This window comes from Micromonospora sp. CNZ280, from assembly GCF_011759515.1.
Map to the genome: position 1 here is coordinate 1,068,215 of NZ_JAAOYP010000002.1, position 26,427 is coordinate 1,094,641.

The 26,427-nt window shown below is 67.9% G+C and carries 23 protein-coding genes and 2 pseudogenes; 10 read left to right on the plus strand and 15 right to left on the minus strand.

Translation table 11 applies throughout. From position 1 onward, the window contains the following. Window positions 1-667 precede the first annotated feature (667 nt). The gene (locus FHX32_RS35240; protein ID WP_167182778.1) at window positions 668-970 is read right to left on the minus strand and encodes a hypothetical protein; all 303 of its coding nucleotides are present in this window, start codon (window positions 968-970) and stop codon (window positions 668-670) included. Here FHX32_RS35240 and FHX32_RS19875 point away from each other — a divergent pair. From FHX32_RS19875 to FHX32_RS19885, 3 genes are all read left to right on the plus strand, one after another. Then, entirely contained in the window at window positions 886-1,236 is a 351-nt protein-coding gene (locus FHX32_RS19875; RefSeq protein WP_167186269.1) for a GNAT family N-acetyltransferase, read from the plus strand. The two genes, FHX32_RS35240 and FHX32_RS19875, sit on opposite strands and share 85 nt — an antisense overlap. After that, window positions 1,133-1,543 carry a (4Fe-4S)-binding protein gene (locus FHX32_RS19880; protein WP_167185103.1) on the plus strand — a complete coding sequence of 137 codons (411 nt, stop codon included), beginning with the start codon at window positions 1,133-1,135 and terminating at the stop codon, window positions 1,541-1,543. Before FHX32_RS19875 ends, FHX32_RS19880 begins: the two co-directional genes overlap by 104 nt. 337 nt (window positions 1,544-1,880) lie before the next feature. Further along, entirely contained in the window at window positions 1,881-2,282 is a 402-nt protein-coding gene (locus FHX32_RS19885; protein WP_167185105.1) for a DUF4260 domain-containing protein, read from the plus strand. A 534-nt stretch (window positions 2,283-2,816) separates the two neighbouring features. Here FHX32_RS19885 and FHX32_RS19890 read toward each other — a convergent pair. From FHX32_RS19890 to FHX32_RS19900, 3 genes are all read right to left on the minus strand, one after another. After that, a complete protein-coding gene (locus FHX32_RS19890; protein WP_486481197.1) occupies window positions 2,817-2,963 on the minus strand; it encodes a hypothetical protein in 147 nt (48 codons plus the stop codon). Window positions 2,964-3,392: 429 nt separating this feature from the next. Continuing rightward, window positions 3,393-4,421 carry an IS110 family RNA-guided transposase gene (locus tag FHX32_RS19895; protein WP_167181226.1) on the minus strand — a complete coding sequence of 343 codons (1,029 nt, stop codon included), beginning with the start codon at window positions 4,419-4,421 and terminating at the stop codon, window positions 3,393-3,395. Window positions 4,422-4,553: 132 nt separating this feature from the next. Continuing rightward, on the minus strand, window positions 4,554-5,870 hold the full coding sequence (locus FHX32_RS19900) for an IS256 family transposase (RefSeq protein WP_167185108.1): 1,317 nt from the start codon (window positions 5,868-5,870) through the stop codon (window positions 4,554-4,556). Between the two features lie 565 nt (window positions 5,871-6,435). On the opposite strand from FHX32_RS19900, the gene FHX32_RS19905 reads away from it, so the two are divergent. Then, the gene (locus FHX32_RS19905; protein WP_167185111.1) at window positions 6,436-6,861 is read left to right on the plus strand and encodes an SRPBCC domain-containing protein; all 426 of its coding nucleotides are present in this window, start codon (window positions 6,436-6,438) and stop codon (window positions 6,859-6,861) included. 56 nt (window positions 6,862-6,917) lie between these two features. Here FHX32_RS19905 and FHX32_RS19910 read toward each other — a convergent pair whose 3' ends face one another. The 9 genes and pseudogenes from FHX32_RS19910 to FHX32_RS19940 form a co-directional block, all read right to left on the minus strand. Next, the gene (locus tag FHX32_RS19910; protein WP_208418893.1) at window positions 6,918-7,238 is read right to left on the minus strand and encodes a GNAT family N-acetyltransferase; all 321 of its coding nucleotides are present in this window, start codon (window positions 7,236-7,238) and stop codon (window positions 6,918-6,920) included. 67 nt (window positions 7,239-7,305) lie between these two features. Continuing rightward, a complete protein-coding gene (locus tag FHX32_RS19915; protein ID WP_486481198.1) occupies window positions 7,306-8,229 on the minus strand; it encodes a DUF5996 family protein in 924 nt (307 codons plus the stop codon). Between the two features lie 43 nt (window positions 8,230-8,272). Further along, a complete protein-coding gene (locus tag FHX32_RS19920; protein WP_167185117.1) occupies window positions 8,273-8,998 on the minus strand; it encodes a flavodoxin family protein in 726 nt (241 codons plus the stop codon). A 168-nt stretch (window positions 8,999-9,166) separates the two neighbouring features. Then, entirely contained in the window at window positions 9,167-10,450 is a 1,284-nt protein-coding gene (locus tag FHX32_RS19925; protein WP_167185120.1) for a glutaminase, read from the minus strand. Continuing rightward, window positions 10,419-11,318 carry an alpha/beta hydrolase gene (locus tag FHX32_RS35245; RefSeq protein ID WP_486481244.1) on the minus strand — a complete coding sequence of 300 codons (900 nt, stop codon included), beginning with the start codon at window positions 11,316-11,318 and terminating at the stop codon, window positions 10,419-10,421. The genes FHX32_RS19925 and FHX32_RS35245 overlap by 32 nt, the downstream gene beginning before the upstream one ends. Further along, window positions 11,230-11,616, minus strand: a pseudogene (locus FHX32_RS35250) (alpha/beta fold hydrolase); the annotation flags it as partial. The pseudogene FHX32_RS35250 and the gene FHX32_RS35245, both read right to left, overlap by 89 nt. Beyond that, window positions 11,617-11,850: a hypothetical protein gene (locus FHX32_RS34585; RefSeq protein ID WP_208418895.1), complete on the minus strand. Its 234-nt coding sequence runs from the start codon at window positions 11,848-11,850 to the stop codon at window positions 11,617-11,619. It abuts the pseudogene before it with no gap. Window positions 11,851-11,925: 75 nt separating this feature from the next. Beyond that, window positions 11,926-12,258 carry an ATP-binding cassette domain-containing protein gene (locus tag FHX32_RS19935; RefSeq protein ID WP_167185123.1) on the minus strand — a complete coding sequence of 111 codons (333 nt, stop codon included), beginning with the start codon at window positions 12,256-12,258 and terminating at the stop codon, window positions 11,926-11,928. A 358-nt stretch (window positions 12,259-12,616) separates the two neighbouring features. Beyond that, on the minus strand, window positions 12,617-13,198 hold the full coding sequence (locus tag FHX32_RS19940) for a helix-turn-helix domain-containing protein (protein WP_167185126.1): 582 nt from the start codon (window positions 13,196-13,198) through the stop codon (window positions 12,617-12,619). A gap of 294 nt (window positions 13,199-13,492) precedes the next feature. Between FHX32_RS19940 and FHX32_RS19945 the strand changes: the two are divergent. After that, window positions 13,493-14,107: pseudogene (locus FHX32_RS19945) on the plus strand (transposase); the annotation flags it as partial. A gap of 148 nt (window positions 14,108-14,255) precedes the next feature. Further along, a complete protein-coding gene (locus tag FHX32_RS19950) occupies window positions 14,256-15,185 on the plus strand; it encodes an ISL3 family transposase (protein ID WP_208418896.1) in 930 nt (309 codons plus the stop codon). Between the two features lie 148 nt (window positions 15,186-15,333). Here FHX32_RS19950 and FHX32_RS19955 read toward each other — a convergent pair whose 3' ends face one another. After that, window positions 15,334-17,034: an IS1634 family transposase gene (locus FHX32_RS19955; RefSeq protein WP_167185129.1), complete on the minus strand. Its 1,701-nt coding sequence runs from the start codon at window positions 17,032-17,034 to the stop codon at window positions 15,334-15,336. Window positions 17,035-17,323: 289 nt separating this feature from the next. Then, complete coding sequence (locus tag FHX32_RS19960) at window positions 17,324-20,629, minus strand: DEAD/DEAH box helicase (protein WP_208418898.1); 3,306 nt, start codon at window positions 20,627-20,629, stop codon at window positions 17,324-17,326. 374 nt (window positions 20,630-21,003) lie between these two features. Between FHX32_RS19960 and FHX32_RS19965 the strand changes: the two genes are divergently transcribed. From FHX32_RS19965 to FHX32_RS19980, 4 genes are all read left to right on the plus strand, one after another. Then, on the plus strand, window positions 21,004-21,318 hold the full coding sequence (locus tag FHX32_RS19965) for a hypothetical protein (protein WP_486481199.1): 315 nt from the start codon (window positions 21,004-21,006) through the stop codon (window positions 21,316-21,318). A 2-nt stretch (window positions 21,319-21,320) separates the two neighbouring features. Further along, window positions 21,321-21,974: a nucleotidyl transferase AbiEii/AbiGii toxin family protein gene (locus tag FHX32_RS19970; protein WP_167186275.1), complete on the plus strand. Its 654-nt coding sequence runs from the start codon at window positions 21,321-21,323 to the stop codon at window positions 21,972-21,974. A 119-nt stretch (window positions 21,975-22,093) separates the two neighbouring features. Further along, the gene (locus FHX32_RS19975; RefSeq protein WP_167185138.1) at window positions 22,094-23,344 is read left to right on the plus strand and encodes a DUF6880 family protein; all 1,251 of its coding nucleotides are present in this window, start codon (window positions 22,094-22,096) and stop codon (window positions 23,342-23,344) included. 189 nt (window positions 23,345-23,533) lie between these two features. Continuing rightward, window positions 23,534-25,060: a recombinase family protein gene (locus tag FHX32_RS19980; RefSeq protein ID WP_486481200.1), complete on the plus strand. Its 1,527-nt coding sequence runs from the start codon at window positions 23,534-23,536 to the stop codon at window positions 25,058-25,060. Window positions 25,061-26,427 lie beyond the last annotated feature (1,367 nt).

The window sequence follows — 26,427 nt, forward strand, 5'->3', positions numbered from 1 at the left end:
CATGGCGGTCCTGCACCCGGTGTGGCTGTTCGTCCTCGACGCCGCCGGGCTGATGCACAACCCGCACACCGGCGTGCCGATCACGGCTACGAACCTTGACTGCGCCGCTACGGCCGGCCCACCTCGACAAGGTGCAGAAGAGCCGGCTCACGGCAAACTAAGCCGTACTTCAGCAGGCGCACCGGCGCGATCGGAATCCGGAATGGCCACGGCGGTGAGGACGAACCGGCGGTCGACCAGGAACCGCCCGGGGAACGCCGTCACCTGGGTTCCCCCGATCATCGGGCCGGGCACCAGCAGCCGGGGCGGTGACCGTCCCGGCCGCGTCTCCCACGATGTCCACCTTGGCGAAGTCCAGCCACCGGCCGGTGAGCGGGAGCCGCGAACTTGCCTGGACGGCGACCGCACAGTTGCAGTCCAGGTGACCAGCCGGGCCCGCGCACCTTGGTTGAGCCAACAGATGTTGCGGAGTGGCCGAGTCCCCCGACCCCTCACATCGTTAACCATCCATATCAAGTCGGATGGTTGCAACGCCGTGTGTGGGGAGGGTTCTGATGCAGTACGCGCCGGAGCTCGACGGCCCCGACCTGCTCGGCTCGTGGATACGGCAGTCCAATCGGCCAGGCCGCCAGCGGGCGCGGCGCCCGACAAAATGGAATCCACCCGGTCATCCACTTCGCTTTTCTGCGGCCGGATGTCCACCGTTGACTTCCAGGATCGGGCGTCGTCGTGTCGGTGGCAACGCAACTACGCCGAGGACTTGATCGCCAGCCACGGTCGGATTGTGGTCGAGTTCTTCGACGAGGGTGTCGCTCGCCGGATCGCTTGGCCGGATCGGCCGCAGGCGGCACGGCTGCTCGCCGCCGTGGCAGACCCGGCGCGCGGATTCGACGCGATCGTCGTCGGCGAGTACGAACGCGCCTTCCACGGCCAGCAACTCGAACAGTTGACCCCCACCTTGCTCAGGCATGGTGTGCAAAGCGATACGAGGCCCGGGTCGAGGGAGAGTCCAAGGTCGCGGGCGTCGCGCAGTACATCCGTACCGCGGAACTCGTAGCGTTCGTACACACCGAGGTCTCGCCGGAGTACGAGGGCCGCGGAGTCGGGGCGGCACTGGCCCGCACCGCCCTCGATGAGGCGCGGGCCGCGAACCTGCTGGTCCTGGCGACCTGCCCATTTATCGCGGGGTGGATCGCCAGGCACCCGGAGTATCAGGATCTGGTGTACCAGTCCTAGAGCAGGGTCAGGGGCTGAACGGCCGAGCAGGGCAACGACGGAGGTCGCTACGAGCGGCGGAACCGAGAAGAAGGCGTACGAGGGCCAGAAGATCACCGTCACGTTCGAGGCGAGGCGTTGCTTGCACGCCGCCGAGTGCGTCCGCGACTTGCCGGAGGTCTTCGACCCAAGCCAGCGCCCGTGGATCCGGCCCGACGGTGCCGAGGCCGAGCGCCTGGCCGAAGTGGTTCGGCGCTGCCCCTCGGGGGCACTGCAGTACGAACTCGTGGACGGCGGGGCCGAGAACCAGACCGGCCCGAGCAGATGACGCGCAACTCCGTCGGACAGTTGACCGTGCGCGGACCAGGGCCGGCCTGTGTGCGTGCGGGTAGGCAAGGCTGACCCGCTACCCCATCCGTAGGTGCTGCAGGACCAACGCGGCCCTCGGCTCGGGCAACTCGCAAGAGCCTCGTCGACCAAATCCTTGGCGCGCCGACGACTACCCCCATCTGGCCGACCCCGCGGGGCCGCTGGTCCTCTTTGCCGAAGCTGTTGTCCGGTAACGGAGCACGAGGGTCGTCATCACCGGTCTATCCTCTTCCCAAGGTCAGGCCAGCGACGGGAAGACAACCCACGAGCGTCCCTGACCGACAACGAGGTGTGAGATGCCGTATCTGAGTCCGGTCGCAGTGCAGCGCGTCGAGGGCCTCGTCGTCGCGGCTCTCGCCGTCGTCGTGACCGTCACCGCCGGGTACCCGTGGTGGTCGTTGCTTGCCCTCTTCCTCGTCTTCGACCTGTCCATGCTCGGCTACCTGCGCGGGCCACGTCTCGGGGCCTTCTGCTACAACCTGGCACACTCTTACACGCTGCCGGCTGCGCTGGGCGCGGTAGCCGTGGCCGCGGCCGAGTTCGGCGACCGGATCGGTTGGCTCGGAGTTCTGGCCCTTGCCTGGGTGTTCCACATCGGCGTCGATCGCGGCCTCGGCTACGGCCTCAAGACGGCCGAAGGATTCGAGCACACCCACCTCGGCTTGATCGGCAAGGCCAGAGGGTCTGACCCGCGTTGACGGACAACCACGATCAGGAGCCGGATGGGTGGTGTCGGCACCGCGTGACAATTCAGCCGGCGTTTGAACAACCTCGGTACCTTCCTGTTGGAAGTGGGTCGACGGGATCAGGCCGTCGACACCGGGTACGTCCTGGTCAACGAACTCGGCCAGCCGCAGCGCACCGACTGGCTCCGCCGCCGGGTGTACGAGCTGATGGCCAAGGTCGGAGTACGCAAGGTCCGGCCGTACGGCGCCCGCCACGCCTGCAGGAACTACCTCACCGGCGCCGGAGTGCTGATGTGGTGCTGGGGGCCTGGGCCGGCCACGCCGACGGCGGCACGCTCGCCAAGCGGGTCTACGTCCACCCGACAGCAGCCAACTCAAGGTGGCTGCCGAGCACCTCAATTAGCCTCGGTCTTTCGTTAGCCGGTGATCAAGACCGTAGTCAACGGAGTTGATCTCTCTGGGGCTTTCTGGAGTTCGTGGGCATGCTGATGGCCCGACGCGGTAGCCGGGGTCCTCCAGACTGCTCGTCGGGACGCGGAGTGGGGTTCAGGTGACTGGTTGCGGTAGTGCGGTCAGCCGCGCGAACGCGTTGACCAGGTCGGTCGCCCAGGGCCAGCCCTCGGCGATACGCAGCCGGGTGCGTCGCGCGGTGCGGGTGATGCGGGCGGCGACGTGTAGGAGCGGGTCTGTCATTCCTGAAGGAGTGGGGCCGTGTCAACCCTTCTTGGCCGGACTGCTGCCTCCGGTTTGTGCTGATTCCCGGCTTGGTACAGGCAAACGCCGGTGAGGGGTCGGGGTCAAGATTCGACCGGAGGTCGGCCGCGTCAGCGGCTTGGTCTTGACGCCGATCCCGTGCGGCGCACAATCGGTGCGCCGGGAGACACACGCTCAGCTGGTGAAGTTGTGGGGGGTGTGGCCGTGTTCTTCACCGTCCGTAATGTGGACGAGTTGGCAAGCCGGGAGGGTCCCGGTGCCGGTCATTCCTTCGCCACGCAGGTCTGCCCTGGTGGCATGAAGTGAAACGGCCGCGGCCAGGCGGGGTCAATCAAAATCGCTCGACCACGCCGGTGGGGGTCAGACAGACCACGACCTCGCGCCTGGCCGCGCCGGGACTGGGGGTGTTCATGCCGCTCGGTGGTTGGTCAGGCAGCGGATGTGTCCGTCGCGGAGGCCGTAGAAGACGAGGGTGAGTAGTTCGCGGGCGGCGGCGACCTTGGCGATGTTGGTGCCCCGCCGGGCGGCGAGCCGGGCTTTGGTGGCGGCGAGGGGCCCGTGGTGGACGCGTTGGACGGCCTCGACCGCGGCCCAGCGGACGAGGTTGTTGCCCTGCTTGGTGATGCGCCCACGGTGGACTTTCGTGTCCGACTCGCGGTGCCGGGGTGTCATGCCGGCCCAGGAGCACAGCTGCTGCGGACGGGTGAAGCGGGTGACATCGCCGATCTCGGCGACGAACACCGCGCCCAGCACGGGACCCACGCCGGGCAGTGCCTGGATCGCCCGGAACCCCGCGTGGTGGGTCAACTCGGCGCTGATCCGCTTGCCGACCAGGTCGATCTCGAAGCCGTAGGCGTCGATCAGGCGGAGCAGTGACAGCACGCGGGCCTGGAACGGTGGATCGAGTCGCAGCTCGTCGAGCTGCCGCCGGCCGGCCGCGCCGAACATGTCCGAGGGCGCCAGGGTGACGCCCTGCCGGGCGAGCACGGCGTGGACCTGTGCCTTGAGCCCGGAACGCAACGCGACGAGCTTGGCCCGGTGCCGTACAGGCTCCCGCAGTGCCCGCACCTGCGGCGGCGCGATCCACGCCTCCGGCAGGCGGCCCATACGCAGCAGGTCAGCCAGGTCGGCGGCGTCACGCTCGTCGTTCTTCACCCGCCGATACGCAAAACCCTTCACCCCCAACGGGTGAGCCAGGTGCACCGTGGCGCCGGCGTCGGCGAGGACGTCCGCGGCCCAGTACCAGCCATAGGTGGCCTCCAGCACCACCTCCGGAGCCTCGCCCCACAAGCCAACCTGGGCGGCGAACTCCACCGGGTCGCTGGCGATACGCACCACCGGCCCGATCCGCTCACCGTCCGGCCTCATCCGCACGATCACACTGCGCCGCCGGTGCAGATCTATCCCCACATACTGCCGGCCGTCATACTCGTCCACAGGGGCCTCCTTCGTCGTGGTACGTCGTGACAACCCCAGGGAAACCCCTGACCAGGGTGACTGTCACGAGGAGCGGAGGCCCCGCTCCTTCATCGCATCAAGTTAACGGTGTAACTGGGGTTGGTTGATCTTCTACTTGCGGGCGGTGGAGAGGCGTCCGTCGAAGGTGATGTCGAAGGCGTTGAGTGCGCTCTTCCAGCGGGTGGCCCAGCGTTTGCGGCCTTGCCCGGTCGGGTCCAGGCTCATCACGGCGAGGTAGACGCACTTGAGGGCGGCTTGCTCGTTGGGGAAGTGTCCGCGGGCGCGGACCGCGCGGCGGATGCGGGCGTTGACGCTTTCGATGGCGTTGGTGGAGCAGATGATCCGGCGGATCTCGGCGTCGAAGGCCAAAAATGGTACGAACTCGGCCCAGGCGTTCTCCCACAACTTGACGATGGCCGGGTAGCGGCTGCCCCAGGCCTCGGCGAACTCCAGGAACCGTTCGGTGGCGGCGGCCTCGGTGGGTGCGGTGTAGACAGGCTTGAGTGCCTTGGCGATCGCGTCCCAGTGCTGGCGGGCCGCGTAGCGGAACGAGTTGCGCAGCAGGTGCACCACGCAGGTCTGCACCACGGTGCGGGGCCACACCTGCCCGATGGCGTCGGGTAGCCCGGTCAGTCCGTCGCAGACGGCCATGAGCACGTCGTCGACGCCGCGATTCTTGAGTTCGGTGCAGATCTGCAGCCAGAACTTGGCGCCCTCGCCGCCGTCGCCGGCCCACAGGCCGAGGATGTCTCGGTGGCCGTCGGCGGTCACGGCGAGGGCGACGTAGATCGGCCGGTTGGCGACCTTCCCATCGCCGATCTTGACGTTGATCGCGTCGAGAAACACCACCGGGTAGACCGGATCGAGGGGCCGGTTCTGCCACTCGGCCATGCCGTCCATCACCTTGTCGGTGATCGTGGAGATCGTCTGACGAGAAACCTCGGCGCCATAGACCTCGGCCAAATGAGCGCTGATCTCACCGGTGGTCAAGCCCTTCGCCGACAGCGACAGCACCAGGTCCTCCACCCCGGACAACCTACGCTGACGCTTCTTCACGATGGCCGGTTCGAACGAGCCCGCCCGATCCCGCGGCACGTCGATCTGCACCGGCCCCACATCGGTGAGCACGGTCTTGGACCGGCTGCCGTTACGGGAGTTACCGGAGTTCGCGCCAGCCGTGTCGTGCTTGTCGTAGCCGAGGTGGTCGGTGATCTCCCCATCCAACGCCGACTCCAACACGATCTTCGTCAACTGCTGCAGCAGCCCACCCTCACCGGACAGCTGCAGCCCCTGCTCGCGGGCCTGGGTCACCAGCTGCGACACCAACGCCGGATCGACACCCGCCGGCGTCGTCTTCGTACGCGGCCGCTTGGCCTTCTCATCACCAGGCACAGCGGCAGTGTCCACCGCATCGGTCGTGACCGTCATCAGGTGCTACTCCCTTGATCGGAGTTACACCGTTGTTTTTACAGTCCCAGCTGAAGTGCACGCCGACGCCCGCCGACCGACTCGGCGATCTGCACCGCCGTCGCGCCAGACGCCGTCCGTAGCCGCCGAATCCACGCCACGAACCCGAGCGTAGGGGACCAATTAGTGCCTCAGAAACACCCCGCCAGCACCCATCACCCCAGTTCAGAGCACTACGCCCCATCGCGCCGCGAGGCAGTGACCAAACTCAGGGCCGATCGGCGATACTCGATCTACCAGCCGCGTTCGGCAGCCTTGACCTCATTACTCGCGATCGCGGCTCATGACCGGTGAGGCGTCGGCCGTGCTCAGACAACTTGCCAGCACGGTGCGACCGGTCGGGACCTCAGTAGCTTCCACTGACGCGAGCTGTCGCCGCGGGTGCGAGCCTGGTGACCCGACGATGACCGACGGCGATTCGGACTGCAAGACCTTATCCCGAAATAACCTGAAACTATGCGATCCCATGTCGCACAACCGATCTGGCCACCGAGTCGCCCGCAGGCCAGACCACGAGAGGATGATCATGCCTACCCTCAGCCACACGATCGACATCGCCGCACCCGCGGATCGCGTGTGGGCGATCCTCACCGACGCCGCTGCGTACCCGGAATGGAACCCATTCATCACGAACCTTGAGGGCAGCCTGACCCGTGGATCTCGGCTGGCGGTGACCATCGTTCTGCCCGGGGCCAAGCCGCGCCGTTTCACGCCCACCGTTACCGCCGTCGAGCCCGAGCGGCGGCTGGCGTGGCTCGGCCGTCTGCTCATCCCGGGCATCTTCGACGGCGCGCACTCCTTCGACGAACCGCTCACCACCGCGTCGACCCGGTTCACTCAGTCAGAACGCTTCTCCGGACTGCTCGTGATGATGCTGCCCGGCGTGTTGCGCTTGACCGAGTCAGGCTTCGCGGCAATGAATAAGGCCCTCGCCGCGCGGGCAGAGGCATGACGGCGGCGTGCAGGCAACGCCCGGCCCCAAAGGTCACGGTGATCGACTCGCCCTGTTCAGTCGGTGACCCTGCTGCGGGACTGGTAAACCAGGTCCTGGTACTCGGGGTGCCTGGCGATCCACCCCGCGAAGAACGGACAGGTGGGCAGGACCAGCAGATTCGCTGCGCGGGCCTCGTCGAGGCCGGCGCGGACCAGGGCCGCCCCAACTCCCCTGCCCTCGTACTCCGGCGAGACCTCGGTGTGCACGAACGCGATGAGTTCGTGGGTGCGGATGTACTGCGCGATACCCGCGACCTCGGACTCTCCCTCGACCCGCGCCTCGTACCGCTTGGCCTCGGGGACATCTTTCACATTCAATACCACGTTCTCCTCCATCAGGTCTCATCTCCGACACCGGCCGACCGGCGGTAACGCCGCGATCGTGCGGTCACATTGTTGGTCTTCACCGAGCAGATTTTTGATCCCAGCGAGAGGGGTTGTCCTCCAGCGCGGAGCGGTCCCAGTGCCCGAGGTTCGCGGCGGCTTCGTAGGTGGTGCGGAGGAACTCCGCGACCGCGCGGTCGGGGTCCGGTGCGGCGCGTACGACCTCGTAGGGCAGCAGGAACTGCTGGAACTCGGTATTGAAATACGCGCCTTCGGGGCCGACCGGCTGCTCGGCGAACCCGTCGGGAGCGGGGTAGGCGTAGGAGTAGAAGGCGCCCTCCGCACCGCCGCCGGGCCAGAACCCGCAACTGGACAGCTCACGGGAGTAGCCCTCGACCATGACCCAGTCCGCGCAGTTGGGCACGCCCCCGGGGTGCGGCGGGGCCGACCGGCCAGAGAAGCGGGTGCAGGCGAGGTCCATCCCACCCCAGAAGAAGTGCACCGGGCTGACCTTGCCCACGAAGTGCGACCGGAACTCGCCGATCACCCGGTTCGCCTGCAGCAACTGTCGCCAGAACAGGGCCGCCGCCTCAGCGTCGTAGGAGGCGTGGTCGTGGTCCTCGGCGAACGGGATCGCCGGATCGACCTCGTTGGGGTGCGGCCGGATCGGTGCCTCGATCCCGAGCTCGTCGAGCATGGCCATGACCCTCGAGTAGAACTCGGCGACCGACATCGGCCGCAGCGGGAGGCTCCGCGCACCGCCGTCGCTGCTGCGCACGTCGAGCCGATGACCGACGAAGTCGAACTCGATCTCGAAAGCCCCCGTGCCGTACGGGATGGCGGACGTCGTCAACCCGCGCGGGCTCACGTACAGGGGCACCTGCCACCAGTGGTTGAGAAACGGAGCGTGCGCCATGCGGATCTTGCCCACGATCTGGGTCCACATGTGCAGGGTCTCGCGGGTGGCGGTCCAGTCCGAGACCCGCAGGCTCGGCCAGCTCATCGTCGCCCGGCTTGTCATCAACACTCACAACCGTCCTGTGTGATCAGCGGTACTCGGGGTTGGCGGCGTCCGGATGAACTCCGGCGTCCCAGGCGGTGCGCTGGTTGCCGTAGGCCGGAAACCCGCCGGCACGACGGATCATCGACGCGAGGTGGAGCAGGTTGTAGGTCATGAACGCGGTATTGCGGTTGGTGAAGTCGTTCTCCGAACCGCCGGAACCCTCGTCGAGGTAGGACGGCCCGGGGCCGACCTCACCAAGCCAACCCGCATCGGCCTGCGGCGCAATGGTGAAGCCGATGTGCTGCAAGCTGTAGAGAATGCTCATCGCGCAGTGCTTCAGGCCGTCCTCGTTACCGGTGAGCAGACAGCCACCGACCCGCCCGTAGTAGGCGTACTGACCCTGCTCGTTGAGCATACCGGAGTAGCCGTAAAGCCGCTCGATCACCCGACGGGTCACCGAACTGTTATCACCGAGCCAGATCGGGCCGGCGATGACCAGGATGTCAGCTTCCAGCACCCGGGTCAGCAGCGCGGGCCATTCGTCGGTCTCCGCCCCGTACTCGGTCATATCAGGTCGGACACCAGTAGCGATTTCATGATCGACGGCACGGATCTGGTCCACGCTGACCCCGTTCGCCTCCATGATCGCCACACTGCGATCGACCACCCCCTGGGTGTGGCTACGGCCGGGAGAACGGTTGAGGGTGCAGTTGATGTACATCGCGCGTAACCCGATGAAATTGGGCTTCTCAATCCCCATAGCGGTCATGGGATCCTTCCTGGTAATCGGTCGTCCCGTCGGCGTTGTCGGTCGTGCCGTCGGCCTGTCGGTCGGGTGGGTGGGTCCACGTAACGAGTGGCGGAGGCTGCGGCCTGCGCCGGAGCGGCCGGTCAATCAGTCGGTCGTGCTCGGGGTAGCGCGCCCGATGCGCGGCACTCACATCGCCGACGATCGCACGTGATCAGCTGCGTCGATGACCGTGAGTCGGCCACCATCGCCGGGGTCCGGGTCCGGGATCATCATCTCCGGATCGACGAGATAGACCTCACGACCGTCCAGCGTGAGCCGACGCGCAAGCTCCAGGAGCATCCGTCGGGCCACATCGTCGATGGAATGCACCAGAGAAACGTCGAGGACCACTCGGGGCTCCGAAGGCGCACTCTCCACCAGCTCGCGGACGATCCGCTCGGCTCCCGCGAAACGGATTCCACCCTGCAGCCGCAGAACCCGGGTCGCGTCCGCTCCGGAACCCCGTACTCGATTCGAACGCACGACCGCGCGCGCCGCGGGCGGGACCTCCATCACGTGCAACCCCATGTCGGCCGAGAACCGCTCGAACAGCGACACTCCGCGAACACTGTTGCCGTGCCGATCCAGCCGAGGCGAGAAGGTGGCAATACCGAGCTGACCGGGAAGTGCACCGATCAGTCCCCCCGCCACCCCACTCTTCGCCGGAATGCCGACCTGCGTGGCCCAGTCACCGGCGGCGTCATACATCCCACAGGTGGCCATCACGCTGAGGACCTGGCGCACCACTGCCCCGTCCACCACCTGCTCGTTCGACAGGGGATTCACCCCGCGGTTGGCCAGCGTCGCCGCCATCACCGCCAGATCCCGTACGGTCACCAGCACCGAGCACTGACGGATGTAGCCATCGACGACGGCCCTCGGGTCCTCGGTGAGGATGCCGTGGCTGCGGAGCATGTGCGCGCTGGCGAGGTTGCGGTGCGCGTTCTCCATCTCGGATGCGCACACCGTCTCATCGACCGTCAGCTGACGGCCCGCGAACGCCGAAAGCCCCGGAACGACGCGGTCGACCCGTTCGGCCGGCGTGAGGTTCTCCGGACCGGCGGGTGAGTGAGTGGTGATCGCACCCGCGTTGATCATCGGATTGCGGGGACGCCCCGTGTCGCTTTCGAGGGAGATCTCGTTGAACGCCTCCCCGGACGGCTCGACCCCGACCCTGGCAAGCACCCGAGCGAAGCCACGATCAGCAAGCGCCATCGCGTACACAAACGGCTTCGAGATCGACTGGATCGTGAACTCGGCATCGACGTCACCGGCACCGTGGATTGTGCCGTCGACCGTGGCGAAGACCGCCGCGAGACGATCAGGATCAGCTGTCGCAAGCTCGGGGATATACCCCGCCAACTCCCCGGAGGTGTCCGATTCGACATCCCCGAGCACCTCAAGCAGATAGTCGGGAACAACTGGCCGCATCGACCCTCCTCAGGTTCTCGAGGAGGCTGTCCGCGGGGCCTCGCGCACCAGCAGTCCGGCCGGCTGCGGTGAGGGTTCGCAACTCGGCGGCCCCGACATTCGCTCCGAATGCAGCAGTCCCGGGCTCCAGGCGGGGGGCGGGCCCGCAGAAGGTGTCCCTCGGCATCGTGCCGTCTACCAGGTACGCCGTGGTCACGTTCAGCGCGCACACGTTGTCGCCGTACACGTAGACGCCGTGCCCGCTGCCGTCGACGCTGACCAGCCGGGAACGCTCGGCGAACTTCTCCCGGATCAGCTCACCACCTCGGTGCGGCGTGCCCGGGTCGCGAAGGTTCTGCACGATCAGTACGTTGCGTGGCCCCTTGCCGTTGATCTGCACCGGCGGCTCGGACGGCTCGTGCGCCCAGTACGCGCAGGGGGTGATGTTGGCGCTGGCCGCGCCGTACATCGGGTATCTCTCGCGGTCCTTGGCGACCGGGTGCCGGTAGGTGCTGACGTCCTCGGGCCAGTTGACGTCGTTGCAGGTCACGGCGAGGTACGCCGACAAGAAGTTGTCCCAGGGCAACACCTCCGGCGGGGTCGCGTCGCCCGACCCGGTTATCGCCGCGGAGCAGCGACTGCCAGTCCTGCGCCAGTGCCGGATAGTTGACCTTCCCGTATAGCGCCGCGAAGGTGGTGAACCGGAAGGCTGCCCCGTTGACGTAGCCCACCGGAGTCTCGTCCAACCGTTCAGCGAGCCGGAAGTAGGTCTTGCGTACCTGCGCCGGGGTACGGCCCAGGCCGTAGGCCCCGTGCCGGGCCGCCGCCCACGCGGCGAACTCCGGAAACGTCTGCTCCACACCCAGGCCGAAGCGGCGCTGCGCGGCATAGTCGAGGTGAGTGTCGCCGAGGTTGCTGTCGATCACGACACGGTCGGTGGTGTCCGCAAACATCGACGCGTACGCGGCACCCAGGGCCGACCCGTACGACGCACCGAAGAAGCTTGCCTTCTTTTCGCCGAGCGCGGCACGGATCGCGTCCAGGTCACGGGCGGTGTTCGCGGTCGTGATATGCCGCAGCCGCCCCTCGGCGTCGTTGGCCGCACACCATTCGGCGGCCGCCTTCGCGGTCCTCGCCCGCTCGATGACCGCCGCGTCGTCGACCGCGTACGGCGGGACGTTGCTCAACTAGTCCAGCTCGCCGGTGAAGCCGCAGCTCACCGGGGCCGAAAGCCCAACCCCGCGAGGATCCATGCCGATCAGGTCGTAGCGCTCCCACACGCTGCTCGGCAGACCCAACCCGACCAGGTCAGCCGGCATCGTCAGTCCCGAGGCGCCCGGGCCTCCCGGATTGAGCAGGAGGATGCCGCGGCGCTCGGCCGGCTTCGCACTTGCGATCAGCGACACCGCAAGGTCGACCATGGGCCTGCACCGGTGTCGCCGCCAGGGACGTGGCGATCCCGGTGACGACGGTGACCGCCACGCTTCGACGCAATTTCATACCCTCGCCCTCGACTGCTGACGGTCGTTCCCTGACGCTCCCGCGACGGTGAGGTCGGCTGCGAATCCGCTCTCCTGCAGCCTGATTCCCGTCCTGAAACGCACCACGCGCCGGTCCGCGGAGATCTTGCCGAGAACGCGCACCGTGCCCGCCGACGCCGTCCGCCGACCCTCGATGACATCGAGAGTCGAGGTCATGCCCGCTCCGTGGGTGCCGCGGAGTGCGTAGGGCTCCCGGCGCGCGACCTGGAACGAGAGTTCCTCGACGAGGTGGAACTCACCGTAGGCAGCGCTCAGTTGGGCGACTTCGCTGGCTGGGCTGACGGGCATCGCGGATCCTTTCGTCTCGGCACAAGACTCCCGTCATTGGCGGCACCTTCGCGTCGGTACAAGTCCCTTAGCTCTCACCCCTGCGCGTCGCGTCGCACGCGAGCCCCTGTCGAACCTCAGCCCAGCATCGGGTGGGCGCGAAACTGACCGACCTCCTGGGCCGGCGCGCAGGGCTCGTCGAAACGGCCTGCGCCACCGAGTTGGCTGCGGAGGAGCAGGCGATCACGCAGGCGACGACGGCCCGCCGCTGCCCGACGCCATACTCATCCTGGCTGCCTGGCGCGGCCGGCAACCCGGAACCTCGCAGCTGTACGGGGCCGTAGTCAAAGAGGCGACGGGCCGGGGTGAGGGCAGCGGGTCAGATGGGCGCGGGAAAGGTCCCGTCAGTGGCGAGCTGAAGCAGCAGGCGACGCGCGGTCGCGATGCTCGCTTCGTCCTCTTCCCCGTGCATGGTGGCGACGACGACGCCCTCGGCGGCTCGGCGCACGATCTGGATGCGCTCGTTGCTCAACCCATCGACGGCGAACTGCTCGCTCCACCACGCACTGTGCTCTTTCGCTACCACGGCAACCGCGGGGATCGCGTGCAGACCAATCCAGATCGACGCTGACGTGACGTCGTGCGCGGCTCCGGCGTCCGAACGTCCCGCGCACAGCGCGCGAACGTAGGCACGGAGCATCTTGCCGGGGTAATTCTCCGACAGGTCGAGGTAGCTGAGGACCGTCTCCCGGAAACGTTCCTGAACGTCTTGCACGACGGCGATCACCAACTGGTCCCGACTGCCGAAGTGGTGAATCAAGCCGCTCTTCGACACACCGGCGGCCGAGGCGACCTGATCCAGGGTGACCGCGGCACCTCTAGCCAGAATCACCTGGGTCGCCGCATCGAGCACGGCCCGACGCGTGCGCTCAGTGTTCCGCGTCCGTCGCTCCTCAGCCACCGGGACCACCCACCATGAATAGCACCAATACTGACCAACTGGTCCACAGTACCGTACAAGCGTACCGCCGCCTGGTGGCTGGTGGACCCCTCCGGGTCAGTGCATGAATCCGACCATCACGTCACGAATCATGTTGGTCACCACATTTCGTGGATCTAACGGACGCGAAGCCCGGCGATTAGGAGGCCGACCAGGCGGCGTTCGTCGTACGGGGATCGTTGCCCGCGCCGATGCAGAGATTGCCGTGGGACTGTAAAAACAACGGTGTAACTCCGATCAAGGGAGTAGCACCTGATGACGGTCACGACCGATGCGGTGGACACTGCCGCTGTGCCCGGTGATGAGAAGGCCAAGCGGCCGCGTACGAAGACGACGCCGGCGGGTGTCGATCCGGCGTTGGTGTCGCAGCTGGTGACCCAGGCCCGCGAGCAGGGGCTGCAGCTGTCCGGTGAGGGTGGGCTGCTGCAGCAGTTGACGAAGATCGTGTTGGAGTCGGCGTTGGATGGGGAGATCACCGACCACCTCGGCTACGACAAGCACGACACGGCTGGCGCGAACTCCGGTAACTCCCGTAACGGCAGCCGGTCCAAGACCGTGCTCACCGATGTGGGGCCGGTGCAGATCGACGTGCCGCGGGATCGGGCGGGCTCGTTCGAACCGGCCATCGTGAAGAAGCGTCAGCGTAGGTTGTCCGGGGTGGAGGACCTGGTGCTGTCGCTGTCGGCGAAGGGCCTGACCACGGGTGAGATCAGCGCTCATTTGGCCGAGGTCTATGGCGCCGAGGTTTCTCGTCAGACGATCTCCACCATCACCGACAAAGTGATGGACGGTATGACCGAGTGGCAGAACCGGCCCCTCGATCCGGTCTACCCGGTGTTGTTCCTCGACGCCATCAACGTCAAGATCCGGGCTCTGGCGCCGATCTTGTGATGTGGACGGTTCCATCCGGGGCGGGGCGGTTTCGTTGATCATTTCCGGCGTGTTCGCTTGTGGAGCAGCTACTGCCGCATCTGTCGGGTCTGTCGATCGAAGCTGTTGAGCAGCGTGAGGGCGTAGTGTGCTGTCGGGCCGGGCTCGGGCCGCGACTGCGCGGTGCGGCCGTTGCCAGCAGTGGTCGGGCAGGGTTCATGGGCGTTATCAGCGGCGGCTGCGGGATGTCGCGATAGCGGGGATGGCGCTGCTGCTTCAGGTGCAGGTCCGGCGGTTTCGCTGCGACAACACCGGCTGCCCGGCGAAGACTTTCGCCGAGCAGATCGAGGGGCTAACCGCGCCGCATGCGCGGTTGACGCCGGGGCTGCGAGGAATGCTGACGCAGATCGGTTTGGCGTTGGCTGGCCGGGCCGGTTCCCGGCTGACGTCGGCGATCGGCGCGGCCGTGAGCCGCGATACGTTGTTGCGGCTGGTCGGAGCGTTACCCGATCCGCTGATGCCACCGGTCACCGTACTCGGCGTCGATGACTTCGCGTTCCGCAGAGGGCGTCACTACGGCACTGTGCTGATCGACATGACCAGCCGGCGTCCGATCGACATGTTCGACGGCCGTGACGGCGACAGCCTCGCCGCGTGGCTGCGGCAGCACCCCGAAGTCGAGGTGATCTGCCGCGACCGCGCCGGCGGCTACGGCGAAGGCGCCCGCACCGGCGCCCCGGACGCGGTGCAGGTCGCGGACCGGTTCCACCTCTGGCAGAACCTGGGCCAGGCGGTCGAGAAGACCGTCAACGCGTATCGGTCCCGACTCGTCGCCCCGGCACCGCCACCAGCTGACGACACTATGCCCGCCGAGGTGCAGCCGCTACCTGAGAAGAAGATCGTGACCCGCCTTCGTGAACACCACACCGCCGGTTCACCAATTGGCTGCTCAGGGACTCAACAAGGCGGCGATCGGCCGCAAGCTCGGCCTGCACCAAGCCACGGTCCGCAAATACCTGAACGCCGCCAGCCTCGCAGAGCTGACCGCCGCCACCGAGCAACGCGCGCACCTGGTTGACGACTACGTCGCCTACCTGCACCAGCGCTGGAACGCCTGCGTTCCGCAGCTCGGCGTCGATATAGTCCGCGAATTTGGGGTTTGAGCTGGGCAAACGCCGGTAGGCCCGGTGACTGGGCGTGTCACTAGGCGGCTGTGTTGTTGCAGGTCAGGCGGTTGCGGGTGTGGCGTCGAAGATCCGAGGCGGTTCGGTGATCTTCAGCTTGGTGAGCAGGGCCTTCTGGGGTTGGGACAGCTCGGTGCGCTGGGCGAACGTGCCGGCGGGGCCGGTGAACACGCCCAGGTGCAGCCGGTCGATCTCGGTGCGGATCGCGGTCCAGGTGCGGCCGGTTTCGGTCTCGGCGACCCGGATCAGCAGCAGGGCCAGCCAGCAGAGCAGGATGTGGGCGCGGATGCGGTCCTCGCGGTGGTGGAACACCGGGCGCAGGTCGAGGGTGGTCTTCATGTCGCGCCAGCCGCGTTCGACTTCGAGCAGTTGCTTGTAGCCCAGGGCGATGTCCTCGGCGGACAGTGTTGGGTCGGAGCAGCGCAGCAGGTACTTGCCGTCCAGCCGCTGCTCCGCCTTGACCTTGGCCTGGTCGATGCGCAGCAGGCCCTTGGGCGTGACGCGCAGGAACCGGTTCAGGCCGGGCTTGGTCGAGATCACGCCGCGGAGCTCGGCGCGTTTGGTGGCCGACAGCCGGTCGGTGTCGTCGATCAGGTCGGTGAGCTGGGCGATCAGCCGGGTCCGGACGGCGGCGTCGCGGTCGGCGGCCTCGGGGTTGTAGCAGATGACGAACCGGTCGTCGGTGTCGATGTTGACTTCCTTGACCTGCAGGTTGTCCGCGACGGTGGCGTAGCGGCCCTGCCGTGCGAGGGCGGCGTCGGCTTCGCTGGTGCCGGCGCGCAGCTTCTCGCCGAGGATGTAGTGCCCGCCGCCCTGTTGCAGGAAGCGGCGGTTCTCAGCGGAGGCGAAGCCACGGTCGGCGACCCAGACGATGCGGGCCAGGCTCCACTCCCGCATGTCGGTCTTGACCTGCCGGATCAGGGCGGAGTCGCCGGTGTTGCCGGGCCAGCACCACACCCGCACCGGGATACCGGTGCGGGTGACGGCCATCCCGACCACGACCTGGGGCAGGTCGTCGCGGGAGTCCTTGCTCTTACCATGCGTGCGGAACCCGGCCTGCTTGACCGCCGCCGGGTCGCCTTCGGCCACGACCTTGCCCAAGGCGTCGCGCCACAGCGGTTCGTCGGCCTCGTCGAGTTCGAAGTAGGTGCTGGTGGTGTCGAAGAACAGCAGGTCGACCTCGAGGTTGAGCAGGTCGGCGATCTGGTCGTAGACACCGCGGGTCAACGCAGGTTCGACCTCGATCAGCTGGTCCATCGCCCGGTAGCAGGCGTCGTCGGTGACATGTGGCAGGCCGGGCAGGTGCACGTCCTGGCAGATCCACTCGGCGGCGGCCAGCTTGCTCGACGGCGCCAGGGCCCGGTTCGCGACCAGCGCGAACAGCACCCGCTCCACGTCGACCTCCCGCCGCGCCGAGCCGACCAGCGGCCGCAGGACGGTGTCGATACGCAGACGGCGCCACAACCCGTCGAGCAGCCACGCCCCGCCCAGCGGCCTCGACTGTTCGAACGACAACCCGGCCGGCGCGGCCGCGGCCAGGGCGTCGGCCGGGGCCAGCAGCCGCGACAACGCGTCCACCAGGCGGCGGATACCGGCCACGTCGAGCTGGTCCTCACGGCCGAACGAGTACAACACCCGGGTCTTGGACGCCTTCGCGGCCGGGTCCCACTCATTGTGGGCCAACTGCAGGTAGCGGATCGTCTGCCCGTCGCGGGTCTTGCGGGTCGACGCCTTCACGTACACGAGGAACGACCGTACACCGACTATGAGACCCGGCATAGATCAGCAGCTCATAACAGTTATACACAGGCAGGCGTGTCACTAGGCGATTTCGCGGTTTCCACCAGGCCGCAACGCCTTGACCTGCGCCTTCACGCCGCAACGCCGACTATATCGACGCTGAGCTGCGGAACGCAGGTCAGCGGGCACTGTGGAGAAGCAGCCGCTGGCCGGGTGGTAATCATCGCTGCTCGCTGCGGCCCTCGCGCCGGTCGGCCCGCCGCGAGCGGCATGAGGACTGCCGCGAATTGCACTACTCGAGCAGGTCTCGGATGTCGGCGGCGGTCAGTTGTGCGGACGCGAAGTCACCGCCGTCGAGGACGCTTCCGAACAATTCGGCCTTGCGGGCCTTGAGCGCCATCACTTTCTCCTCGATCGTGTCCTTGGCGACCAGCCGGTACACCATCACGTTGCGGGTCTGCCCGATGCGGTGCACGCGGTCCACGGCCTGCGCCTCTGTGGCGGGGTTCCACCAGGGGTCGAGCAGGATGCAGTAGTCGGCCTCGGTCAGGTTCAGCCCGAAACCGCCGGCCTTGAGGCTGATCAGGAACACCGGGGCCTGACCGTTCTTGAACTCGGCGAGCACCGTCGCCCGGTCTCGGGTGGCGCCGTCGAGGTAGCAGCAGCGGATGCCCGCTGCCTCCAGCCGCTGCCGGGCGGCGTCCAGGAACCGGGTGAACTGGCTGAACACCAGAGTCCGGTGGCCTTCGGCGACGAGATCGCTGACCTGCTCGGCCAGCACGTCCAGTTTGGTTGATGGCACGGCGCGGTGTTTCGGGTCGACTAGGGTGACGTCGAGGCTGGCCTGCCGCAGCAGGGTCAGTGACCGGAAGATCTCGAACCGGTGCTGCTGTAGGTCGCCGAGCAGGCCGAGCACCTTCTGCCGCTCCCGCTGCAGGTAGGTCTGGTACACCTTGCGGTGTTTCGGGTTGAGGTCCAGCTCGATGACCTGTTCCTGTTTGTCCGGCAGGTCGGCGGCCACGTCGGCTTTGCGGCGGCGCAGCATCAGTGGCCGGATCCGCCGCCGTAGCTGGGCGAGCCGTTCCGCGTCGTGGGCCTTCTCGATCGGATTGCGGTAGTGCTCGGTGAACCGGTCCGCGCGGGAGAACAGGCCAGGCGCGGTGATGGACAGCAGCGACCACAGTTCGAGGAGGTTGTTCTCCATCGGCGTACCGGTGATGGCGAGCTTGAACGATGCCGGGAGTTGCTTCACGCAGCGGTACCCCTGGGCGTGGGGGTTCTTGACGAACTGCGCCTCGTCGAGGATCAGCCCGGCCCAGTCGGCCGCCTCGTACTCGTCGAACTCAAGTCGGAACAGGGTGTAGGAGGTGACCACCAGATCCGCGCCGCGGACCGCGTCGGCGAGGGTCGCGCCGCGTCGCACGCGGGTCTGTGTGATGGTGGTGACCACGAGGTCTGGTGCGAACCGGTCTGCTTCGCTCGCCCAGTTGTGCACAACGCTGGCGGGGGCGACGACCAGGAACGGCGCCCGCGGACCGTCGAGCTCGCGGACGTGGCAGATCAGGGCCAGTGCCTGCAGTGTCTTGCCCAGGCCCATGTCGTCGGCGAGGATCCCGCCGAGTCGGTGCTCGTGCAGGGCGGCCAGCCACCGGAACCCGTCCTGCTGGTACGGCCGCAGCGTGGCCTTCAGCCGCGATGGGATCGGATGCTCGACGCGGTTGCCCACGCCGGACAAAGAGCGCACCGTTTCCTGCCAGGCGGCGGCCTGGCCGGTGACCTCGCCGAGCTCGGCCAACTCCTGCCACAGCCCGGCCTGAAAGCGCCCGACCCGCAGCACCCCGGGCGGCGGGTCGTCCAGCGCGCGGGACTCGACGATCAGGTCGCGCAGCTGGCGGAACTCGGCACGGTCGAGGCTGAAGTACGTGCCACTGGGCAGGATGAGGTACTGCTGATCCGCGGCGAGCGCGACGAAGAGCTCGTCGAACGGCACCTGCTCACCGCCGACCGTCACCTGTACCGACAGGTCGTACCAGTCCGGCTGCCCGCTGGTGTCTGCGCCGGCGAACGTGATGACCGGGGCCTGCAGCGTCTCCTGGTAGGCGGGGCACGCGTCGTCGAGCTGCGTGACGATATCGACGCCGTCGATGTCGGTCAGCCGGGGCAGGATGTCGTTCAGGAACCGGATCATCATGTCGCCGGCCACCTCGGCGGTGGCCGCCAGCTGAGGCCCCGCAGGCGTTGACTCCAGCAGGCCCAGCGCCGGGTCGGCGACCATTTCGGTCACCCGCCGCACCACCTTCTCCCGATCGGCGGCGTGCGCGACGGGTGCGGGCGCCCACAGCGGCTCCCGATGATGACGGTCACCGACCGGCAGCACCCACTCCCATCTCAGCGAAAGCCGATGCCCGGCCATGCGGTTCACCGTCAACGTCAACGCCACCGCCCCGAGATCGGGCAACCGCACCGACGGATCCACCGCTACCACTTCCGTCTGCCGTAACAGGCTCGGATAGTACTGCTCAAAGAACCGTGCCTCGTCGTCGGCAGGAACCTGGATCGCCGGCTTTGCCAGCATGCCGGCGATGCCCGGCTCCAGCGGCCGCGCCAGCGGCGCGAGCCGCAGCACCCTGTCCCGTGACCGCGGGGCAGCCTGTCCCCGCACGCCCCACCAGGCGATGCCGTGGACCGGCTGGCCCACCAACAGGGACGCATCCGGGGCGACCAGCATGCCGTCGGCCAGCAAAGTTGGTACGAGCAGCAGGTCGTCATCGGTCCGGTCGACCCGTACCGACACCCGCGCCGGTTCCCGACACACGACAACCCGACCGGCCGCCTTTCCGGCCTGCATCATCGGCAACCCGGTCTCCTGAGCCTCGCTCAGCAGGTCCCAGATCCGCCGGCTCGCGAACGCGTCCAGGTAGACCATCTGCTGGTAGCCGCTGTAGTAGTGCCGGTCCTCGGCGGCCGTGGACAACGCCAGAATCTCCTTGAGGAGCTGCCAGTGCCGCTCCACCCGCCTCGGCTGCCCGTACCAGGCGTAACTGAGATTCGACCAGGAGATCCCCGACCGCACCCACCCGCTGCGACCTGGCACCACAGGGCGCAAGGCGATCCGCCATGACGACTCCGCGCCGGCCTGTCCCCCAGCCGCGACGAGCTCGAACTGCAGCCCGACGCCGGCCCGGTCCGACACCGCATCGGCGGAAGCCTCGGGCACCGCACCGACCAGCGGGGACAGCGCGGTCTCCCATGCCGGCGGTGGCGCCACGGCCCGCGGGCGGGGCACACCCCGGGCCGACACGACAGCGATGATCAACGCGACCGGATGGGCGCAGCCCGGATCGTCACCGCAGCTACACGATCCTTCCACTGCAGTGATGTCGCCACTCGGATCGATGCGCGCGGTAGCGATCACCGTGCCGGACAGCTCGCCGCGGAGCCGGGCATGACCCCGCCCGGCCCGCGAATCCCACTGCACGTCGACCAGCTCGCCCCGGTCGAGGTGGGCCCGCGCATGGACGAACAACCGTGTGCCCACCGCGACGCGCACGGACTCCTCATCCTCGGTCAGCACCAGCCGCGCCAAGGTCACCTCCACGAAATCTGGCCCGGGCAGCCGTGAGCGTATCCATCCGCAAGGTGAATCTGTCCGGGCACCCGATCCGTCCACCACATCGGCTCAGGCACAAGCGGACTGCGGCCCGGCAGTGGTCGACCGGAGGCTGCCGACGTCCGGCGCAAGACCTTCGAACCCCGCGGGCGGCGGCACCCTGACCTGACCCGCCTTTGGTGCGCATCGGCACGCGGTGTTCGCCCTTCCAGCGATGATCATCAGGCCGCAGGCCGATCCCGAGAGATCAGATGGCCGGCAGGTCGATGTCGTACCAGCCGGCGACACCGCCCACACGTACGATCGGGGCAGGAGGTAGAGACATGGCCAGCGGCAGTGGTGCACCGCCTGGGTCGCGGTATGTGGACCAGCGGCACTTCGTGGTCGCCGCATCCCTGTCCGACCTGCGCGGTCCGGTTCGCGGTGTGGTGACGCTCGATCGATGGTTGGACTGGTCCGGCGACAGCACCTACGACTTGGACGACGCCGGTGATCTGCAGCTGATGTACCAGACGGTACTGAACCAGGCCAATTCGGTCAACGACTTGCGCCGGTGGCTGCACGGTCCCACGCTGCGCCGTTTGTGGCCCAGCTTGTGGCTCCCGGCCCGGCTGCGGGCGTTGTGGCAGGCGCGCTTTCCCGAGCTGAGCACGCCGCCGCAGACGCTGGCCGGGTAGAAGTGGATCAAGTTCACCTCCGCTTGGCCGAGATCGGATTGCGGGTCGCTGCCCGCTACGGGTTCGCGTTGGCCGGTGGCTACGCCGTACAGGCCCACGGCATCCTGGACCGGCCGAGCGAGGACGTCGACCTGTTCACGGCGTGGGAGCGGCGTGGGGAGTTCGCCGCAGCAGTGGACGCGGTGGTCGACGGCTACCGCGCCGGTGGGTATTCCGTCGAGGTGACGCAGCAGTTCGACACCTTCGCCCGGCTCGCGGTCACCGATCCCGCTCAACCTGAGCACCCGTACAAGGTCGAACTGGCGGCCAACTGGCGTGCGTTGCCGCCGGTGATGATGGACGTCGGGCCGGTGTTGCACGCCGACGACGTCGTCGCGGGCAAGATGTCCGCCCTGTACACGCGCGCCGAGCCCCGAGATTTCTTGGACATCGACGCGGCGCTCGCGACCGGTCGCTACACCCGGACGCGGCTGTGCGAGCTGGCCGAACAATCCGACGCGGGGTTCGACCGGCGCGTCCTTGCGGACCTGTTCGGCATGCTGGAGCGCTACCCGGACCGGCGCTTCGCCGCCTACGGCGCCGACCCCGCTCACATCGGTGAGATGCGCAAACGCTTCGCACAGTGGCGCGATGAACTCACCGCCAACCTGCCCTAGCGCCGGAAGCAAGGGGGCATGATGGCCACCCGCCCCCACCAGGTGGTAAGCGGCATCAGGTTCGCGGAACACCACGCAGCCCGCCTGGGTCGTCGCGGGCGTTCTGCTGTGATGTACCGGTGAGCGCAGGGAACGAGAATGAGCTGACTGTGCTGGTGGACCGGTTGCGGCGGGATCGCCGTCGTGACCCGTACGTGGGCCGGCAGGCCTACTCGCAGGCGGCGCGTGAGGTCGCGGACCGCTGCGCCCGGCTGATCGACGCGGGTGACGCGGCGGTCGCGGTGCCGGTGCTGCGCAAGGCAGTCGATCGGATGACGACCGCTTTGATGTACATGGACAGCTCCTCAGGAGTCCTCGGAAACGACCTCGCCTATCTGATGGAGCTCTACGCCCGGGCGTGCCGGGCGGCACCGCCACGACCCGCTGGCCTGGCCGGGTGGCTGGTCCGGCTCGTCTGCGACGGCCCTGGCTGGCCGGATGTGATCCTGCGCGAGTGGGTGCCGGCTCTCGGGGCGAAAGGCCTGGCCGAGGTGACGCGCTTGGTCGAGCAGCGTGCCGCGGTGGCGGATCCGGACAACTGGCACCAGCAGTGGACGGTACGGCACCTACGCGAGCAGCTCGCCGAGGTCTCCGGCGACGTGGACCGGTACGTGGCCGTGCTGGCGGAGCACCTGGTCAGCGCCGACCAGTACGAGCGCGTCGTACGGGTGCTGACCGAGGCGGGACGGCCCGCCGACGCGATCGACTGGGCTCGACGCGGACTCGCCGAACATCCCACCGGTCACCAACCCGCACGGCTGCGTGACCTGCTGGTGGGGCTGCTGATCGAGACTGGCGATCCGCGGGCCGCGGTGGCCGAGCGCCGGGCTGCGTTCGACAAGCAGCCGATCATTGACAACCTCCAGTCACTGCTGGCGACGGTGGCCGAGACCGACCGCGACGAAACCACCGAATGGGCGCTGACGGTGGTACGCGACCGCGTCGCCCAGCAGTCCGGCTACCTGCCTCACCTGATCGACGCGCTGCACCACACCGGCCGTGATGATGAGGCCTGGCACACCGGACTCGCACGCCTGGACGAGTTGCCCGCACGGCAACGCGTCGAACTCCTGCACCGCCGGCAACAAGGCCATCCGGCCGACGTGCGCGAACCCTACCGGGCACTCGTCAACGCCCACCTGCTGGACTCGCATGACAAGCGCCGCTACGACACCGCCATCACGCTGCTCCGTCATCTGCGTGACGCGTACGCGGCCACCGGCGAAACCGACCAGTTCGCCAAGTACCTGGACGAGTTGCGTGGACAACACCGGCGTCGGCCGGCGTTCCTGGCCAAGCTCGACACCGCCCGCCTCCACCCCGGCCGGTAAAGTGCCCGCCCATGGCAGTCCGCATCGACATCGACGCGTTCGACCGTTAGCCGGCCTCCACTTGAAGGGCCCGCTGCACGGTTGAGTCAACAGATGGTGCGACTAGCCGAGTCCCACGTACCACCGCATCGTTAGCCATCCATATCGAGATGGATGGCTGCAGCGCCCCTGGGTGTGGGAAGGGTACTGATGCAATACGCGCCGGAACTCGACGGCCCCGACCTGCTCGGCTGGTGGATACGGCAGCCGAACCAGCGAGGCCGCCAACGGGCGCAGCGCCCCACAACATCACCTCCACCCGGCATCCGCTTCGCCTTCTACGGGCGCATGTCCACCGTCGACTTCCAGGACCGGACGTCGTCGTGCCGGTGGCAGCGCAACTACGCCGAAGACCTGATCGCCGGCCATGGCCGGATCGTGACCGAGTTCTTCGACGAGGGCGTCTCCCGCAGGATCGCCTGGCCGGACCGGCCGCAGGCGGACCTACTACTCGCCGCCGTAGCGGACCCGGCACGCGGCTTCGACGCGATCGTCGTGGGCGAGTACGAACGTGCCTTCCACGGTCAACAGCTCGAACAGCTCACCCCCACCCTTGTCAGGCACGGCGTGCAGCTGTGGTTGCCGGAGGCCTACGGGCCGGTGGACTTCGACAACCCCCGACAGCTGGCTCTGCTGGACCTGCTGGGCGTGCATTCGCAGCGGGAGGTGTCCCGGGCCCGGCACCGCACCACTGCGGCGATGCGCGCCCAAGCCGAACTGCAGGGTCGACACCTCGGAGGCCGGCCACCCTACGGCTACCAGCTCGTCGACGCCGGCCCTCACCCCAACCGGGCCCACGCCGCCTGGGGACGGCGCCTGCACCGCCTGGAACCAGACCCGGCCACCGCGCCCTGGGTGAGGTGGATCTTCGAACAGCGGCTTGCCTGTCGCAGCGTGGCCAGCATCGCCCGCGAACTCAACGACAACGGTGTGCCGTGTCCATCCGGCGCCGACCCGGCACGTAACCGGCACCGCAGCGGCCAAAGCTGGATGCTGACCACCGTCACGGCGATCCTGGCCAACCCCCGCTACACCGGCCGCCAAGTGTGGAACCGGCAACGCACCGACCACGACGACCTCACGCCCGACGGGACCCTCGCACGGCACCGCGAGGTCCAGCGCTGGAACGCCGCCCCGCACTGGGTCATCTCCCGCCAGATCGCCCACCCGCCGCTGGTCACCGAGGAGCAGTTCGTCGCGGCCCAGGCGATCCACACCGCGCCTACCCCCGCTGATGGTGCTCCTCGCCACTACCTCCTGGCCGGCATGGTCTACTGCGGCGTCTGCGGCCGCATCATGGACTCGCACTGGGTCCACGGCCGTTCCGGCTACCGCTGCCGGCACGGCCACACGAGCAGCCGCACCAAGACCTCACCGCAGCCGAAGATCCTCTACATACGGGAAGACCACCTACTGGACCGCATCCGACACGACCGCGGACTACACCGTCACCACCCCGCACTGCGCAGCCCCGACCCGGAAAAGGTCACCGCCTACCTGCGCACCACCAACATGGTCATCGTGTGTGACCACCGCGCATGGACCCTCGAAGCGGAGACCGCGATCTACACGCTCACCCCCGCCGCGAGCATCCTGGCCACCACAGCAAAAATCCCCGCCCAACGGGACGGGGATCACGCAAAACACGAAGAACAATCACGCTTCGTGTGGAAATAACGTGTCCGAGGGGGGACTTGAACCCCCACGGTCCGCTCCTATGCGCACTCTGAGTGCGCATGCGCTGATACTACATGCCTTGGCTGGAGAAACGGACAGCGTGGCGGTTGCAGGCCGGCCTGTCGGCGCCCAGGCCTACGGCATGCAGTACGGGCGCGCGGCCAGCGCTGCGGCTACTGCTCGGTTGCGGTGATCTCGGTGCATCGGGCCTCCAGTGCCACGTCGTACTGATCGCGGTCGAACAGGAACGGCCCGAGCTCGGAATAGTCCCGGAACCGGCGGTGTGGTTGTTCGGAAGCGGCCCATACCACCCAGGTTCCCGGTCGGCGTGATCCGGGCCATTAGCCGCCAGCAGCCCACCTCGCCACACTCGCAGCCCAGCACCGCCGTCTTCGGGCCCAGGCCCGGGTTCTCCTTGCCCAGGAAGTGCTCATCAGGCGGCCCGTACCGGTAGTACGCGGGAATCAGCCCACCGTAGGACCGCCAGCCGGTCGCATGCCGGCGGCGAGCTCGAACCGGTCGATCACCTCGAGCAGCGACTGGCGCCGATGGCCGGCACGACGGCGTGGATCCGCCGATCGGCAAGCCAGCGGACGGCGAACGCGATGACGTGCAGCCCCGCGGTCACGACACGCCTATCATCGGGCCGGACCCGGCGACGGCGGCGGGTTCGAGGCGGATGTCGTGCCAGCTAACCCAGCAGTCGGACTACTCGGTGGCGACCTCGGCCCCGCAACCCGCGCAGACCAGGTTCGGGCCGTCGCAGCCGTCGAGCCGGCAGCAGCCGTTCAGCCGCCGCAGGTCCGGTTGAAGACGAAGCTCGCGGACATCGCCAGGATGGACGAGGATCGTCCTGGCCGGTCCGGCCGACACCAGGACCCGAGGGTTCTCGGCAGTCGGCCCGAACGGGGGCCCGAAGGGGTCGGGGTCTCGCGCGAAGGTACCCGGCGCGATGCGCGGCGGAGCCTCGCCCTCGTCGTCGTGCTCCGGTGCCCGCTCCGGGGAAGACTTCGGTTACGTCGGAGGTCACCGCCGCCCCACGGTTCCCACAGGTGAACACCGTCATGATCCAAGGATCGCAGGTCGGCTCCCCGGCGTCGCCTGCGCGGACGGCGATGATGACATGTTCGCCGGCGTGGCGTCCGCTGCGGCTGTTGCGCCGCGACTGGGCGATCGCGGCGATCTGCCGTTGCAGGGCCTCGGCGTCGCTCGCCGCGATGGCGTCCAAGGGGCAGTCGCCCCACGCGACGGCCGTGCGGTTCCACAAGTGTGGGCATCTGTCGTGCAGCAGGCTCCGGCCAGGACGGCACGGCGGAGGGCTATGGAACGCAGGGCCGGAGTCCGCCATCCATAGCCAGCGGGAGCTG

What these genes read in the sequence shown, in the direction of transcription:
- FHX32_RS19885 (WP_167185105.1), top strand. Translation starts at nt 1,881, where the DNA reads ATGCCGTATCTGAGTCCGGTCGCAGTGCAGCGCGTCGAGGGCCTCGTC.
- FHX32_RS19880 (WP_167185103.1), top strand. Translation starts at nt 1,133, where the DNA reads ATGAGGCGCGGGCCGCGAACCTGCTGGTCCTGGCGACCTGCCCATTTA.
- FHX32_RS35240 (WP_167182778.1), bottom strand. Translation starts at nt 970, where the DNA reads ATGCCTGAGCAAGGTGGGGGTCAACTGTTCGAGTTGCTGGCCGTGGAA.
- FHX32_RS35245 (WP_486481244.1), bottom strand. Translation starts at nt 11,318, where the DNA reads ATGCCGCGCAGCGCCGCTTCGGCCTGGGTGTGGAGCAGACGTTTCCGG.
- FHX32_RS19980 (WP_486481200.1), top strand. Translation starts at nt 23,534, where the DNA reads ATGCAATACGCGCCGGAACTCGACGGCCCCGACCTGCTCGGCTGGTGG.
- FHX32_RS19905 (WP_167185111.1), top strand. Translation starts at nt 6,436, where the DNA reads ATGCCTACCCTCAGCCACACGATCGACATCGCCGCACCCGCGGATCGC.
- FHX32_RS19915 (WP_486481198.1), bottom strand. Translation starts at nt 8,229, where the DNA reads ATGAGCTGGCCGAGCCTGCGGGTCTCGGACTGGACCGCCACCCGCGAG.
- FHX32_RS19890 (WP_486481197.1), bottom strand. Translation starts at nt 2,963, where the DNA reads ATGACAGACCCGCTCCTACACGTCGCCGCCCGCATCACCCGCACCGCG.
- FHX32_RS19925 (WP_167185120.1), bottom strand. Translation starts at nt 10,450, where the DNA reads ATGCGGCCAGTTGTTCCCGACTATCTGCTTGAGGTGCTCGGGGATGTC.
- FHX32_RS19935 (WP_167185123.1), bottom strand. Translation starts at nt 12,258, where the DNA reads ATGCCCGTCAGCCCAGCCAGCGAAGTCGCCCAACTGAGCGCTGCCTAC.
- FHX32_RS19900 (WP_167185108.1), bottom strand. Translation starts at nt 5,870, where the DNA reads ATGACGGTCACGACCGATGCGGTGGACACTGCCGCTGTGCCTGGTGAT.
- FHX32_RS19910 (WP_208418893.1), bottom strand. Translation starts at nt 7,238, where the DNA reads ATGGAGGAGAACGTGGTATTGAATGTGAAAGATGTCCCCGAGGCCAAG.
- FHX32_RS34585 (WP_208418895.1), bottom strand. Translation starts at nt 11,850, where the DNA reads ATGGTCGACCTTGCGGTGTCGCTGATCGCAAGTGCGAAGCCGGCCGAG.
- FHX32_RS19920 (WP_167185117.1), bottom strand. Translation starts at nt 8,998, where the DNA reads ATGACCGCTATGGGGATTGAGAAGCCCAATTTCATCGGGTTACGCGCG.